This window comes from Alkalilacustris brevis (genome assembly GCF_003350345.1).
GTDB lineage: Bacteria > Pseudomonadota > Alphaproteobacteria > Rhodobacterales > Rhodobacteraceae > Alkalilacustris > Alkalilacustris brevis.
Genome location: NZ_QNVJ01000052.1, coordinates 1 through 14,231, shown reverse-complemented (window position 1 = coordinate 14,231; position 14,231 = coordinate 1). Strand labels below are relative to the sequence as shown.

The 14,231-nt window shown below is 64.5% G+C and carries 13 protein-coding genes; 7 read left to right on the top strand and 6 right to left on the bottom strand.

Annotation, left to right across the window (positions count from 1 at the left end):
• Window positions 1-17: 17 nt before the first annotated feature.
• The 3 genes from DQ229_RS07310 (at window position 18) to DQ229_RS07300 (ending at window position 5,337) form a co-directional block, all read left to right on the top strand.
• A complete protein-coding gene (locus tag DQ229_RS07310; protein WP_114965615.1) occupies window positions 18-2,111 on the top strand; it encodes a Hint domain-containing protein in 2,094 nt (697 codons plus the stop codon).
• A gap of 221 nt (window positions 2,112-2,332) precedes the next feature.
• Complete coding sequence (locus DQ229_RS07305; RefSeq protein WP_114965614.1) at window positions 2,333-4,696, top strand: Hint domain-containing protein; 2,364 nt, start codon at window positions 2,333-2,335, stop codon at window positions 4,694-4,696.
• 206 nt (window positions 4,697-4,902) lie between these two features.
• Window positions 4,903-5,337 carry a hypothetical protein gene (locus tag DQ229_RS07300; RefSeq protein WP_155326465.1) on the top strand — a complete coding sequence of 145 codons (435 nt, stop codon included), beginning with the start codon at window positions 4,903-4,905 and terminating at the stop codon, window positions 5,335-5,337.
• Between the two features lie 18 nt (window positions 5,338-5,355).
• On the opposite strand, the gene DQ229_RS07295 is transcribed toward DQ229_RS07300, so the two are convergent.
• The 6 genes from DQ229_RS07295 to DQ229_RS07270 all read right to left on the bottom strand — a co-directional run bounded on the left by DQ229_RS07295 (window position 5,356) and on the right by DQ229_RS07270 (window position 9,553).
• A complete protein-coding gene (locus tag DQ229_RS07295) occupies window positions 5,356-5,973 on the bottom strand; it encodes a nucleotidyltransferase family protein (RefSeq protein WP_114965612.1) in 618 nt (205 codons plus the stop codon).
• Between the two features lie 32 nt (window positions 5,974-6,005).
• The gene (bfr, locus tag DQ229_RS07290; protein ID WP_114965611.1) at window positions 6,006-6,494 is read right to left on the bottom strand and encodes a bacterioferritin; all 489 of its coding nucleotides are present in this window, start codon (window positions 6,492-6,494) and stop codon (window positions 6,006-6,008) included.
• Window positions 6,469-6,765, bottom strand: coding sequence for a (2Fe-2S)-binding protein (locus tag DQ229_RS07285; protein ID WP_114965610.1), 297 nt, complete (start codon window positions 6,763-6,765; stop codon window positions 6,469-6,471). Before DQ229_RS07285 ends, bfr begins: the two co-directional genes overlap by 26 nt.
• A 14-nt stretch (window positions 6,766-6,779) precedes the next feature.
• Complete coding sequence (gene hemP / locus DQ229_RS17015) at window positions 6,780-6,899, bottom strand: hemin uptake protein HemP (RefSeq protein WP_420796857.1); 120 nt, start codon at window positions 6,897-6,899, stop codon at window positions 6,780-6,782.
• Between the two features lie 262 nt (window positions 6,900-7,161).
• A complete protein-coding gene (locus tag DQ229_RS07275) occupies window positions 7,162-7,659 on the bottom strand; it encodes an SgcJ/EcaC family oxidoreductase (protein ID WP_114965609.1) in 498 nt (165 codons plus the stop codon).
• 73 nt (window positions 7,660-7,732) lie between these two features.
• The gene (locus DQ229_RS07270; protein ID WP_114965608.1) at window positions 7,733-9,553 is read right to left on the bottom strand and encodes an aminopeptidase P family protein; all 1,821 of its coding nucleotides are present in this window, start codon (window positions 9,551-9,553) and stop codon (window positions 7,733-7,735) included.
• A gap of 629 nt (window positions 9,554-10,182) precedes the next feature.
• Here DQ229_RS07270 and DQ229_RS07265 point away from each other — a divergent pair.
• The 4 genes from DQ229_RS07265 to DQ229_RS07250 all read left to right on the top strand — a co-directional run bounded on the left by DQ229_RS07265 (window position 10,183) and on the right by DQ229_RS07250 (window position 14,079).
• Window positions 10,183-11,163: a Bug family tripartite tricarboxylate transporter substrate binding protein gene (locus DQ229_RS07265; protein WP_162300784.1), complete on the top strand. Its 981-nt coding sequence runs from the start codon at window positions 10,183-10,185 to the stop codon at window positions 11,161-11,163.
• A 138-nt stretch (window positions 11,164-11,301) separates the two neighbouring features.
• A complete protein-coding gene (locus tag DQ229_RS07260) occupies window positions 11,302-11,739 on the top strand; it encodes a tripartite tricarboxylate transporter TctB family protein (RefSeq protein WP_162300783.1) in 438 nt (145 codons plus the stop codon).
• Between the two features lie 14 nt (window positions 11,740-11,753).
• The gene (locus DQ229_RS07255; protein WP_114965605.1) at window positions 11,754-13,271 is read left to right on the top strand and encodes a tripartite tricarboxylate transporter permease; all 1,518 of its coding nucleotides are present in this window, start codon (window positions 11,754-11,756) and stop codon (window positions 13,269-13,271) included.
• 22 nt (window positions 13,272-13,293) lie between these two features.
• Entirely contained in the window at window positions 13,294-14,079 is a 786-nt protein-coding gene (locus tag DQ229_RS07250; protein ID WP_202909524.1) for an SDR family NAD(P)-dependent oxidoreductase, read from the top strand.
• The last annotated feature ends 152 nt before the right edge of the window (window positions 14,080-14,231 follow it).

Below are 14,231 nucleotides of genomic sequence, written 5' to 3'. Positions count from 1 at the left end.
CGGATTTTGCCCGGCGAATGGGGGACGAGGTTGTGAGCGGCGAGAATTTTTATAACGGAAGACACGGACAGGAAAAGACCGGCCCCGGTTATGTGAAAGATCACGACGGTCATGACCATGGCCCGCGAAAGACGCCCGATTTCAACTTCAAGGGCTTCGAAAAGTCCGGGCCCGTCAATGTCAAAGGGCATGACGAGGACGGCCACAAGGGGCACGGCCGCGGGCACGAAGAGCATGGGCAAGGGCATGGCTACGGCCACCGGCACGACGATGGTCATGATGACAAGGACAAGGGTCCGGAAAAGGGCGGGCCTGACAATGTCAAAGGGCATGACGAGGACGGCCACAAGGGTCATGGCCGCGGTCACGAGGAGCACGGCCAGGGGCATGGCTATGGCCACCAGCATGGCGATGGTCATGACGAGGATGACGATTGTGAGAGCGGTCAGGTGCTGCTTGGCACCGATGGCGACGATACGCTGATCGGTACCGACTGCGACGATGTGATTGTCGGCGGGCCCGGCGGCGACCTGATCAAGGGCGGCGCCGGTGACGATACGCTGATGGGCGGCATCGGGTCGGACACCATCTCCGGCGGCAAGGGCGACGATGTGATCATCGGCGGTGCCGGCAGCCTGGAGGACTACACCGCCACCGTGACACTTCATGCGCCCTCGGCGGCTTATCAGAACACGCTGGGTTTCTATTTCGTTGATCCGGTCTGCGGCGAGATCATGAACACCCAGATCGCGTTCGAGAACTCGACCGACCCTGACAATGCCGGAGAAACCTTCTCCTTTTTCGTGCCGCCCCACGCCCAGATCGGCGCCTTCATAATTGCGCAAGGCGCGACCGAGAACGATTTCGAAGCACTGGGTGAGGGCGAGTACAAGTTCCTCAACGCCAACGGCGAGCCTGCCAAGCCGGATGACGAAGGCGTGCACCTAGTGCATTTGGCCAAGGACGGCACGCAGACCCCCCTGGACGGGAAGGTCTATCACTCGGTGGCTTCCGGTGATCTTGCCGGGCTCAATCCCGATGGCGAAGTGCATATCGAAGGGATGTCCGAGAACGACGATGGCTCCTGGACTTTCGGCTTCGAGGATATTTTTGGGCTTGGCGACCGCGATTTCGATGATGTGGTGTTTACCATCGACCTGGGCAATTCGGGGGCAACCTTGCTAAACCCGGATTTCGACGCCACTGCTGATCTGCCTGATGGCGACCCAGACAGTTCCAACAAGCTGTTCGGCGGGGACGGCGATGATGTGATCTACACCGGCGCCGGGGCGGACAAGGCTTACGGCGGCAAGGGCGATGACACCTTCTATGCCACGCCGGGCGACACCATCGACGGTGGCAAGGGGTTTGATGCGCTCTATTTGCCCGGGCAACTGGGCAATATCGAGAAGATCAAGATCACCAAGGAGGTGCACAACCCTGATGGCTCGGTCTCGCAGGATGGCTATATCGATTTCAAGGACGGTTCCGACCGGCTTGAGTTCATCTCGATCGAAAAGATCATCCCGTGTTTCACCCCCGGCACGGTGATCGCCACGCCGGAAGGTGAGCGGCTGGTCGAATCCCTGCGCGAGGGTGACAAGGTCATCACCCGTGACAACGGCATTCAGGAAATTCGCTGGATCGGGGCAAGGCGGCTTGACTGGCGGGGCCTTGCCGGCAGCCCGCACCTCAAGCCGGTGCTGATCGAGAAGGGTTCGCTGGGCAACGATCTGCCCGAGCGTGACATGCTGGTTTCGCCCCAGCACCGGGTGCTGGTGGCCAATGAACGCACGTCGCTTTATTTCGACGAGCACGAAGTGCTGGTCGCCGCCAAGCATCTGGTCAATCACTCCGGGGTGCGCGAGGTGGACAGCCTGGGCGTGACCTATGTGCATTTCATGTGCGACCGTCACGAGGTGGTGCTGTCGAACGGCGCCTGGAGCGAAACCTTCCAGCCGGGGGATTACACGCTCAAGGGTATGGGCAACGCCCAGCGGCTGGAACTGTTCGAACTGTTCCCCGATCTGCAAAACGACGCGGGGCGTGAAGCCTACGGCGCGGCCCGCAAGACGCTCAAGCGGCACGAGGCCCGGCTGCTGGCCTCCTGACGCGGCGGCCCGAGAGGGGCTGTCAGCCGGAAAAGGCGTGCGGCGTATCCTTCCGGGGCGCGCCGCGGGCGTGCTTTGCGCTTCCGGTTTTCCTGAAAAGCGACACATTCTGTTCCACGTTCAACCATAGTTGACACTTATCGTTTCCGATGGCCGGGGCGGTATTTGCCCCGAGGCAGCCGTGACAGGGCGGCAATGATCGGGGACGGAAGAACTATTTGATGGCACAGATCGCGCTTTGGCTATTCGGAGACGATGACCCGGAGGGAACTGCCTCCGACGGCATTACCGCTGACGGTGTGGCGCAGGATGGCATCTATCACAACGGTGCCCATGCCGAGGATGGCCGCCTGATCCTGAGCCAGGGGCAGTATGTCGAAGTGCCCGCGGATGACGGATTCCAGCTGGACACCGGCACGCTCGAGCTTGTCTTCAGTCAGTCACAGCATATTGGCAGTGGCCTTAACACGCTGGTCTCGCGCGATTCCGCCGGGTTTGACGATGGCGGGCATTTCACCTTGTCGGTCACGGCGGATGGCCGCGTCGTCGCGCGCCACCAGACCGACAGTGAAAGCCTGAGATTCGAGACGGCGGAAGCGTTCTTCGCTCCCGGCGACGACGTGCGCGTCACCTACAGTTGGGATCACGGCGGCGACGGCGGGCGCTTCAGTGTCACGAACCTGGCGACCGGGGCGGAACATGCGGCGCCGGTGCCCGCGAATCTCACCATGAACATGGGCGACGATTATAACGAACCCTGGACTTTCGGGGCGGGGCAGGAACGCTCGGGCGACAATACCGCCGACAATCTGGGCCGCTTCTTCGAGGGCAGCATCGAATACGTCACCGTTTTCGACACGGTCGAGGATGCCCCGGCCTTCACCACCGACAGCGATGCAATGGCCACGACCGGCACTGCCGGGGGCGAGGTCATTCACGGCACCGATGGCGATGACGTGCTTTCGGGCGGTGCGGGCGACGATACGATCTATGGTGGCGCGGGGGATGATTTTATCGTGGGCGGCCCGGGGGCGGATGTGATCCATGGCGGGCCCGGCAATGACACGATCATCGGCGGCGGGGGCAGTGCCGAAGATTTCACCGTGACCATCACTTATGAGGGCAGCACGGCTGCTTATGAAAACACGCTCGGTTACTATTACATCGACCCGTTGACTGGCGAAATCACCGGCGCAGGCATTGCCTTTGCGAATGCCAAGCCGGAATTCGGCGGCGGAGATCTGGTGCCCGGCGTCAGTCAGGCCAGCTTTCCGGTGCCGCCGGGGGCCGAGGTTGGCACCTTCCTGATCGCGAATGGCAATGCGCTGAACGATTACGCCGCCCTGGGCGAAGGCGAGTTGGCCTTCCTGGATGACACGGGCGGCCGCGCCGGGCTGGACGATGCCGCACCGAAACTTGTCCATATCGCGCCCGATGGCACGCAGACCGTCATCGCGGGCGATGTCTGGCACTCGGCCGGGTATGGCGAGAACGTCTCGCTGAACAGCGATCGCGCGGTGCATTTGCAGGGGCAGTCCGAAAACGAAGACGGCACCTGGACCTTCGGGTTCGAGGATCTGCCCGCTGATCACTGGGACGCCGATTTCACAGATGTGATGTTCACGGTCGATCTGGGGCGTTCGGGGGCGACCTTCCTTAACCCGGCATATGACGCAGTGGCACCGGGGCCGGAGGACGACGGTGCGGGCAACCTGATCTTCGGCGACGAGGGCGACGATCTCATCTACAGCGGCGCCGGGGCCGACACGATCCACGGCGGTGCGGGCGATGACACGATCTTCGGCACCCCTGGTGACGAGGTGTATGGTGACGAGGGGTTCGATACCCTTGTGCTGTCTGGCCAGAAAGACAACATCGCCGAAATCGAGGTTACCGGCCAGTCGGTGAACGAGGATGGCACCCAGTCGAATGATGGCGTGGTGCGCTTCAAGGACGGCAGCAGTGATCTGCGGTTCGAGAGCATCGAAAGGATCGTGCCCTGCTTCACCCCCGGCACCCTGATCGACACCGATGAGGGGCGCATCCCTGTCGAGGAGTTGTTCGTCGATGACCGGGTTCTGACCCGCGACCACGGCTTTCAGCCGCTTGTCTGGGTAGGTGAAAAGGAAGTCAGCGCCGAATTGCTGGTCGAAAAGCCGGAATTCGCCCCCGTGCTGATAGAAAAAGGCGCACTGGGCGAAGGGGGGCCCGAACGCGACATGATGGTTTCGCCCCAGCACCGGGTACTGGTGACCAGCCCCACGGTCGAGTTGCTTTTCGGTCAGCACGAGGTCCTGGTGCCTGCCAAGCATCTTGTGGGGATGCCGGGGGTGCATCGGCTGACCGATACGCCTGTGACCTATATCCATGTGATGTGCGCACAGCATGAACTGCTGCGTTCCGATGGCTGCTGGACCGAAAGCTTCCAGCCCGGCGACATGAGCCTCGCGGGCCTCGATCGCGCGCAGCGCGCCGAGTTGCTCGCGCTGTTCCCCGAGCTTGCGAACCCCGTGGGGCAGCGCGCCTATGTCGCGGCACGCATGACACTGAAAGCCTATGAGGCGCGTGCGTTGCTCCGGCTTTGATCCTGGGTGGGCCAGTTCAGGAGGCAGGGCGGCCCTTTCTTCGCATGGATGCGCACGCGCCGTGCTCCTTGCCGCTTATGGCGCTGCAGTGCCGAGGCGCGCCGGCAAGGCTGGCAGACGTCTTCATTCGGCCGATCATCCATTGCACACTGGACAGGCCTGTGGCGCCGCGTCAGTCTGAGTTTGACACGCAAGGAGGTTGCCCGATGCCAGACAGTTCATCCCGTCCTTTTCACCTGACGGTCATCGCGGTGGCGGCCCTGCTGTGGCAGGGGGTCTGGGCGGTGGACTATCTGGCGCACCGGCTGGATATCGAGGCCTGGCTTGCCCATGTGCCGCCGGGCTGGACCGCGTTTCTTGACGCGCAGCCCGCGTGGGGCGGCGCGCTCTGGGCCGCGGCGGTCTGGGCCGGGTTTCTTGGGGCGGTCCTGCTGCTGATGGCCGAACGTGGCGCGGTGCTGCTGTTCGCGTTGGCCTTTCTGGCGATGATGGGCTGGCTTGGGGTGCTGCTGCTTGAGGCGGCCCCGGTGCCCGATTTCATGGGATACCCCGGCTGGCAGGTCGCTTTCGCGGCGGCGCTGGTGCTGTTTCTGCTCTGGCTCTATGCGCGCGCGCTCAAGACGCGGGGGCGGCTGGGGTAGCCACCGGGCCAGGGCCGCTCATGGCTTGCCCTCACGCGATTCGCGCCAGGCTTGCCAGTCTTCGGGGGTGTCCAGATCGGTCAGGGCATGACGTGCGGGCAGCGGAAAGCCCCGCAACTCATCGGCATGGCGGCGCAACAGGTCGCGTGCGCCGGTATCGCCCTGCAGGCTTTCCAGTTCAGGCAAGTGCCGCGCGGGCAGGATCACCGGGTGCCCCCATTCCGTGCCATCCTGCGACTGGGCGCGCAGGATCGGCCGCGGACGGGGCGCGGCCAGAAAGGCGCGGATCATGGCGGCGATGTCCGCGCCGGTGATCTCGGGCATGTCGGCAGGCAACACCATCAAGCCGGCAGCCCCGCGCACCAGCGCCTGGGCGGCCCCCACGCGCAGCGAGGCCGCCATGCCTTCGGCCGCATCATCGACGGTGACAGAGTCCGTGCCCGGCGCCAGAACGGCGCGGCGTGCCGTGTCGCCGGGCGGCAGCGTCACCAGGACCGGCGCGCCCGAGTCGCCGGCCCGCGCGGCAAGCACGGCCAGCAATGGCTGCCCGCGGACCGGCTCAAGCAACTTGTCGCGCCCCCGCATCCGGCGCGAGGCACCCGCCGCGGTCAGCAGCACGAGAACGTAATCCTGCATGGCCGTTCTGGCGCGACCTCGGGCCGGCCCGTTCAGCCTTCGGCCTCGTCGGCGGACTTGGCGTTGAGAAAGCCGTAGCGCTCGGCGCCGATCTCGTCATAGAGGCCGATTTGCGTTTCGAGGTAGTCTATATGCCCCTCTTCGTCGGCGATCAGTTCCTCAAACAGGTTTTTTGACACGTAATCCCCGACCTGGTCGCAGTGATTGCGAGCCTCGATGTAAAGGTTGCGCGCATCGTGTTCGGCCGCGAGATCGCAGTCGAGCGTTTCGCGCAGGTTCTCGCCTATGCGCAGCGGGTCGAGCTTTTGCAGATTCGGATGCCCTTCGAGGAACAGGATACGCTCGATCAGCTTGTCGGCGTGGTGCATCTCCTCGACGCTTTCGGCGCGCGACTTGTCCGCGATCTTGCCATAGCCCCAATCGTCTTGCAGGCGGTAATGCAGCCAATACTGGCTAATTGCGGTCAATTCGCTGCGCAACGCGGCATTGAGATACTCAATGACTTTCTTGTCGCCCTTCATGCTGGCTCCTTCTCAGCTTGGCTTGGCTTTGCCTGGCGTGGCCCGTGCCGGGCTGGCGCAGGCCGCGCAATTCCACCGGTACTTCCAATGTGGCACATTCTCGCATGGTATCAAGAAAGAGCGGCAGACATCCGCCGCAATCGGCCCGCTGGCCAAGGGCGCGATAGACCTTCCCGGGCGTGATGATCGTGTGCGGGTCCGCCGCGCGCATCCAGTCGATGGCGGCGCGGATTTCGCGGTCGGTGATCGAGGCGCAGTGACAGACGATCATGGCGGGGCTTCCGGTTACTTGGTCAGGATCAGCTTGCCTGCGCGGGTGATGCGCAGGTTGTATGTCTGGCCGTCCAGCACGATCCGGGCCTGCACCCCGCCACCCGTGAGTGCGCGCGCATCGTGCGTCGGCAGCGGGTCAGGCTGGGGATGGGTGCCGTGGTCAGGCCGGCGGCTGTCATGGCCGGGTGTGGCCGCGGGGGTGAAGCGGCTGGCCATGTTCATCGTACCGCCCCCCTGGAAACCGGACGGTTCCGGGCAGGGGCCGTGGCAGGTCGGGTCGTCGCGGTCATCGTCACACTCCGCTCGTCAGGCGTCACACACGGGTTGGATATCCGGGCTGGCCGCGAAGGATGGCTTGGATCTGCCGGCATGCTGAGTGAAAGACTCGGGAATGTCAATTCCGATTGTTTTTATCGGCCAAATTTTCGCCTGTTGGCGGTGCGCCCTTTCGGACCGGGCGTTGCCGCAGCCCTTCGGGGGCGGCCTCGTGGGTCTCGGCCCCGGGGTGGATATCGGTATTCTGAGCGGCGACGCAGTGCCAGCCCTCGGGCGAGCGCTGCATCACGAAGATCATCATTGTGCTGCGCGGGGCCGCTGTGTCGCCGGCCTCGGTGGTCTGCCCGCTCAGCCGATAGCGGCAGCGCACCACGGCCGCGTCGGGGCCAAGCTGCCGCTGCTCGACCCGCCCCGGGGTCAGGCGGCTATGTGCGAAATACCGTGTCAGTCCGTGGTGATGCGCAGCCTCGATCCTGTCGCGGCCATGCCACCAGATGCCGACGACATTGACGAAATCGGCATCCGGCGCGAAGAGCCACGCCAGGGCCCGCGCATCGCGCGCCATCCAGGCATCGGCAAAGGCCTGGGGCATGGCGTCGGGAAACTCAAGCGGCATGGTGGCGGCTCCGGGTGAATAATCGCGCGACCCATGACACTAGAACCGCCCGGCCCGCGTGCAAGTCTTGCGCTTACAGCGGGCGGGTGGCGCGCAGCAGCCATTCCCGCGCGGCACCCTCGACCAAAGGCGCAAGCCGCGCGCGGGTTTCGGCGTGATAGGCATCGAGCCAGGCGCGTTCGCCCGCCGACAGCGCGGCGGTGTCGATCAGCCGGCGGTCGATCGGCACATGGGTCAGCGTCTCGAAATCCAGCATCGGGCGATCATCCGCGCCGGGCCGGGGGGCGGCCTTGCGCACCACCACCAGGTTCTCGATTCGGATGCCGAAGGCGCCTTCGCGGTAGTATCCCGGCTCGTTCGACAGGATCATTCCCGGCTCAATTGGCACGGTCGAGGCGCGCGAAAGCCGCTGCGGCCCCTCATGCACCGACAGCGCCGCGCCTACGCCGTGGCCGGTGCCGTGGTCGTAATCCTGCCCGGCCAGCCACAGCGGATAGCGCGCCAGTGCATCCAGGTCGCGCCCGGCCAGCCCCTCGGGCCAGCGCAGGCGCGAGATCGCGATCATACCCTGTAGGACGCGGGTGAAGGCCGCGCGCGGCTCGTCGCCTGCCGGGCCGATGGGAACGGTGCGGGTGATGTCGGTGGTGCCGTCGTCATACTGCCCGCCGCTATCGACCAGCAGCACCTCGCCTGCGCGCAGGGGGCGGTTGGTGTCTTCGGTGACGCGGTAATGCACAATGGCGCCATTGGGGCCGCTGCCGGCGATGGTTTCGAAACTGATGTCGCGCAGCGCGCCGGTGTCGCGGCGGAACCCCTCCAGCGCGCGGACGACGTCGATCTCAGCCAGTTGCGTGCCGCCCTTGACCACGGCCTCGGCACGTTCATCAAGCCAGGCGAGGAAATTCACCATCGCAGTCCCGTCGCGCAGATGGGCCGCGCGCATGCCGGCGATCTCGGGCTCGGTCTTGCGCGCCTTGGGTAACATGCAGGGGTCTTCGGCCCATGCGATCGCGACCCCGGCCTCGGTGAGCGCATCGCTTATGGCAAGCGGCGCGCTGCTGGGGTCCAGCCGAACCGGGCCGGTCAGGGCGCGCAGGGCCTCGGCGAAGGCTTCAGGTGGCCGGGGCGTTACGTCATCGCCCAGATGTGCGCGCAGGTCGTCATCCAGCCGTTCGGGGTTCAGGAACAGGTCCAGCCGCGCATCGTCATGCAGAATGCCAAAGGCCTGCACGATCGGGTTTCGCGGGATGTCGGACCCGCGAATATTGAGCAGCCAGCACAAGCTGTCGGGCAGGGGCAGCACCACGGCGCGTTGATCTGCCGCGCGCAGCGACTCGGCAATTTCGGCGCGTTTCTCGGCACCGCTGCGACCGGCCAGCGCTTCGGGGTGGGTGCGGATTGGCCCGGCCGGCGGGGCAGGGCGGTCATGCCAGACGGCATCGACCATGTTGGTGCAGCGGGTCAGCCGGATGCCGCTGCCTTTCAGCGCGCTCTCCAGCCGGGCGATTTCATCGCGGCCATGCAGCCAGGAGTCAAAGCCGATGGTGCCACCTTCGGGCAGTTGCGCGCGCAGCCAGGCGCCGGGCTGGGTGGCGGGCCAGTCGAGCGGCGTGAAATGGGCAAGGTCCAACTGTGCGCGGGCCTGCACCCGATAGCGCCCGTCGACGAACAGCCCCGCCGCGCCGGTCAGCACGATGCAGAACCCCGCCGAGCCGGTGAACCCCGTCAACCAGGCCAGGCGTTCGTCGCAGGGGGCGACATATTCGCCCTGATGGGCATCGGCGCGCGGAACGATAAACCCGTCGAGCCCGTGCCCGGCCAGTTCAGCCCTGAGCTTCGCCAGCCGTGGCGGCCCCTGTTCGGGCCGGGTCGTGGCGGTGAAGTTCTGAAACATCAGGTTCCTCTGGCTGCGGCGTCGGCTGGTGAAAGAGCTAGAGAATGGGGAATGGCTGGTCAATCGGGGATGTGATTCGGGATATGCCTATGCAGGTTCAGGCCGCTCTTGTATTGTTTTTCTCGATCCGGTGTTCCGCCGACCATGCGCCTCGCTGGCGCGATCTGACGCAGTCGGCCCGGCGTATGACGTGCGGCAAGCCGCGCTTTCCCAAGATTTGACTTGCTTTGGAAGGGGCGCTCTTCCAGAATGATACGGTGTTTCGCCTGTCAGAACACCTGACGGCGCAGATCACGGGAGCGGCGTTTCGTGAAACGAGGTTTCGCAAGCTCACGGCTGGCAAGAGAACAGCGCGGCGCATCGTCGGCGCAGGTCATTCAAGCCGCCTTCCTCATCTATGCAAGCGTTGGTTGTGCCCTGTGCCACAAGGGTTTTCGCGTCGGGGGCGGCTTCTTCCGGCCACAGCCCTTGACAAGAGAATGAGGATCAAGAAGCATGGAGTATACGGTAGGATAATGCTGTATACAGCTTGGCGCGGTCAAGAAGGCGTGCCGGGCTGTAACGGAGCGCAGGCAGGAGGCCTGACAGTAAGAGACGGCAAACCAAGGCTAAATAGGGAGGAAGCCATGATGCCATCCACCAAGAGAAAATTCCTGAGCACCGCTGCGGGGCTGCTTGCGGCCACGGCGCTGGCGGGGCCGGCGCTGGCCGATTACCCCGACAGCCCGGTCACGCTGGTCGTGCCCTTCGCAACGGGCGGGTCGAACGACATCGTGGCGCGTCAACTCGGGCGCCAGCTTTCCGAAATGTGGGGCCAGCCCGTGGTGATCGAGAACCGTCCGGGCGGCGGGGCGACTGTCGGCTCGCTCTATGTTTCCGAGCAGGACCCTGACGGCTACACGATCCAGATTGCGTCGGTGACGTTCACGATGAATCCTGCGGTGCAGGATGACATCCCCTATGATCCGCGCGCGGACTTCACCCGCATCGCGCTGGTCGGCCAGGTGCCTCTGGTCATCGGGGCGCGACCGAATATCCCCGCCGACACCCCGGAGGAGCTGTTCGAATACCTGCGCCAGCACCCCGGCGAGCTGAGCTATGGCGCCACCGGTGTGGGCTCGATCCAGCATTTTGCGGGCGAGTTGCTCAACCAGCAGGCCGGCGTCGATGTCGAGGCCATCCAGTATTCGGGCGGCGGGCCTGCCATGGTCGACGTGATGGGCGACCATATCGAGTATTCGATTGGTTCGATGACCCAGATGCTGCCGCAGATCGTCGAGGGCAACATCAAGCCCATCGCCGTGACCAGCCTCGAGCGCTCGCCCGCGGCGCCTGAAATTCCCACCCTGCACGAATCCGGGCTGGAAGGTTTCGAGGTGCTGCAATGGTGGGGTATCCTCGGGCCGGCAGGAATGGACGAAGACATCGTCGAATTTCTCAATGCCTCGATCAACGAAGTGCTGGCCACCGACGAATTCCGCGAGTTTCTCGCCGGCGATGGCGGTGAGCCGCGCCCGATGTCGGTGCAGGAATTCCATGACTTCATGGGAGCCAACTTCGACCGCTGGGAAGAAGTCGCTGTCGATGCCGGAATGCGTGACGGCAACTGAGCGCATGCGCAACCGACAATGAACAACCGGCCGGGTGCTGCCCGGCCGGTTGCATCTGTGACATGATGGCGGATGATGTGGCGATCTTAAGCTTGGTCGCCTGCAGGCAGGATCACGGGGTCATACAACATGCCCAGAATGGATAAGGTCGAACTGCTGGCGGCGGCATTCATGTTTGCCGTCGGCGTCTTTTTCTTTGTTGGTGCGCTGGATTATCAGGTGGGCACGATGGCCCGCACCGGGCCGGGCTTCCTGCCGCTTGCGTTGGGTATTGCCGCGATGATTCTCGGCGTGCTGATTGCCATCGCCGCACGGGGCCAGGAAACCCGCTGGCCTGAACTTGCCCCCCGCGCGCTGGTCGCTGTTCTCGGGGCAATCCTGGCGTTTGCCCTGCTGCTTCCGCGGCTGGGGCTTGTGCCCTCGATTGTCATAACCGTGCTGATTGCAGTTACGGGCAACCGGGACGCCACCCCGCTTTTCGCGGTGGTCACAGCGGTGCTGCTTTCGTTCGCCTGCTGGCTGCTGTTCATCCAGGGATTGGGCTTGTCCATTCCCGCTTTCCGTAATCCGTTCTAGGGAACCGCGCCATAATGGATCTTTGGGCCAATATCCTTATCGGGCTTGATACCGCAATTACCCCGAACAACCTGCTTTACTGTTTCCTGGGCGTCTTTCTTGGCACATTCTTCGGCGTCCTGCCGGGGGTGGGTTCGCTGGCGGCGGTGTCGATGCTACTGCCGATAACCTTCTATCTGGAGCCGACCACGGCGCTGGTGATGCTGGCGGGGGTCTATTACGGGGCGGAATATGGCGGCTCGACTTCGTCGATCCTGCTCAACCTGCCGGGGACGCCGTCCAATGCCGTGACCTGTCTCGACGGCTACCCGATGACGCAGCAGGGCCGGGCAGGGGTGGCATTGCTTGTCACGACTCTGGCGTCGTTCTTCGGCGGTTCCATCGGCATCATTGCGCTTTTCGCGCTGGCGCCGCTGATTGTGAAATGGGCACTCGTCTTCGGCCCGGCGGAATATTTCGCGCTGATGCTCTTCGGGCTTGTCGCGGCGGCGACGGTGACGCAGGACAAGCCCGCCAAAGGGCTGGCGATGGTGGTGTTCGGCATGGCGCTGGGCACTGTCGGCACCCATCTCGCCACCGGTGCGCCGCGCTACACCTACGGGTATGCCGAATTGCGCGACGGCATCAATTTCATCGCACTGGCGATGGGGCTGTTCGGGGTCTCCGAAATGATCCTGTCGCTGACCCGCACGGTGAACAAGCCTTTCAACCAGAAGGTATCGCTGCGCTCCATGATCCCCACACGGGACGAAGCACGCCGCACCTTCCTGCCAATGCTGCGCGGGGCGGGCATCGGGGGGTTGTTCGGCGCGCTGCCCGGAACCGGGCCGAGCATCGGCACGTTTGTCGGCTATGCGTTGGAAAAGCGCATCGCCCGCGAGCCGGAACGCTTTGGCAAGGGCGCGATCGAAGGCATCGCCTCGCCCGAGTCGGCCAATAACGCGGCCGTGCAGACGGCCTTCATTCCCACGCTTACGCTCGGCATTCCGGGCAGCGCCACGATGGCCGTGATGATGGGCGCCTTGCTTATTCACGGAATATCGCCGGGGCCGGGGCTGATGAACTCCAACCCCGAAATCTTCTGGGGGCTGGCTGTCAGCTTCTGGATCGGCAATGTGCTGCTGCTGGCGCTGAACATCCCGCTGATCGGGCTGTGGGTGCGGGTGCTCAAAATTCCCTACGCGATCCTTTATCCGGCAGTGATCTGCCTGATCTGCATCGGGGTCTACACGGTGCGCAATTCGGTGCTCGATGTCGGGCTGGTGATGATGTTCGGGCTGCTGGGCTATGCCTTGCGGCTGATGCGATTCGAACTGGCGCCGATCCTGATCGGGTTCATCCTGGGGCCGATGGTCGAAGAGAATTTTCGCCGGGCAATGCAGATCTACCGTGGTGACTGGCTGGTCATCGCCTCGCGTCCCATCGCGGGCACGCTGTTGGCGCTGACCGTGCTGATGCTGCTGTGGACACTCTGGTCGGTCGTGCGCCGCAGACGGCGAGGAGGGCTTGTCAGTCCTCTGGCGGGCGACTGAGGCAAACACGAAAAAGGGGGCAATGGTGCAGATAGACCTTTCGGGAAAGACCGCGCTTGTTACCGGGGCCAGCATGGGCCTGGGGCTGGCAATGGCACGGCGTTTCGCGGCGTCGGGGGCGAATGTGGCGATCCTCGCGCGCGGGGCCGAGGCGCTTGAGGAGGCCCGCCACGCGATTGAGGCCGAAGGCGGCGGCGCGGTCGAGGCCATCGCTTGCGACGTGACCGACCGGCAGGCGCTCGACGCGGCCTTCGCCCGGGCCGAGGCCCGCTTCGGACAGGTGGATATTCTTGTCAACAATGCCGGAAGCTCGTTGCGCAAGCCGATCGACGAGATCACGCATGACGAAATCCTCGCCGATTTCGACTTAAAGCTGATGGCCGCCATCCGCCTGATCCAGCTTGCGGTGCCGGGAATGAAGGCGCGTCGCGACGGACGCATCATCAATGTCTCGGCGGTGGTGGGCAAGGCGCCCGGCGGGGGGGCTGTGCCCACGGCGCTCAGCCGCGCGGCGGGGCTGTCGCTCACGCGCACGCTCAGCCAGGAACTCGCGCCATGGAACATTCGCGTCAATGCGCTTTGCGTGGGCAAGATCAAGTCGGGCCAGTGGGAGCGGCGCTACGCGGCCTCGGGCAAGGGGCAAAGCTACGAGGAATTCCTGCGCCCGGTGGCTGAAACGGTGCCCATGGGCCGATTGGGCGAGGCCGAGGAATTCGCCAATGCCGCCTGCTTCCTGGTCTCGGACGCGGCTTCCTACATCACCGGTGCCGCGCTCAATGTTGATGGGGGGCTGTCGCCCGTCGCATGACCGTGGCGCGCGCGGCGCTGCTGTCTCCCCCCGGTTTACCTTGCAGTCTCCCGAACAGCCGAGGCGCTGGAAGGGAAGCATGCCCCCGGTTTTCGGCGCGGCTGCGCCGCACCGAAGCCTCCGGCGGGGATATTTTGCCACAGTGAATTTGC

Excerpts from the sequence above, each read along its gene's own strand:
- DQ229_RS07250 (WP_202909524.1), top strand. The coding sequence starts at position 13,294 with ATGGTGCAGATAGACCTTTCGGGAAAGACCGCGCTTGTTACCGGGGCC.
- DQ229_RS07265 (WP_162300784.1), top strand. The coding sequence starts at position 10,183 with ATGCCATCCACCAAGAGAAAATTCCTGAGCACCGCTGCGGGGCTGCTT.
- DQ229_RS07310 (WP_114965615.1), top strand. The coding sequence starts at position 18 with ATGGGGGACGAGGTTGTGAGCGGCGAGAATTTTTATAACGGAAGACAC.
- DQ229_RS07260 (WP_162300783.1), top strand. The coding sequence starts at position 11,302 with ATGGATAAGGTCGAACTGCTGGCGGCGGCATTCATGTTTGCCGTCGGC.
- DQ229_RS07295 (WP_114965612.1), bottom strand. The coding sequence starts at position 5,973 with ATGCAGGATTACGTTCTCGTGCTGCTGACCGCGGCGGGTGCCTCGCGC.
- DQ229_RS07255 (WP_114965605.1), top strand. The coding sequence starts at position 11,754 with ATGGATCTTTGGGCCAATATCCTTATCGGGCTTGATACCGCAATTACC.
- DQ229_RS07305 (WP_114965614.1), top strand. The coding sequence starts at position 2,333 with ATGGCACAGATCGCGCTTTGGCTATTCGGAGACGATGACCCGGAGGGA.
- DQ229_RS07270 (WP_114965608.1), bottom strand. The coding sequence starts at position 9,553 with ATGTTTCAGAACTTCACCGCCACGACCCGGCCCGAACAGGGGCCGCCA.
- bfr (WP_114965611.1), bottom strand. The coding sequence starts at position 6,494 with ATGAAGGGCGACAAGAAAGTCATTGAGTATCTCAATGCCGCGTTGCGC.
- DQ229_RS07275 (WP_114965609.1), bottom strand. The coding sequence starts at position 7,659 with ATGCCGCTTGAGTTTCCCGACGCCATGCCCCAGGCCTTTGCCGATGCC.
- DQ229_RS07285 (WP_114965610.1), bottom strand. The coding sequence starts at position 6,765 with ATGATCGTCTGTCACTGCGCCTCGATCACCGACCGCGAAATCCGCGCC.
- DQ229_RS07300 (WP_155326465.1), top strand. The coding sequence starts at position 4,903 with ATGCCAGACAGTTCATCCCGTCCTTTTCACCTGACGGTCATCGCGGTG.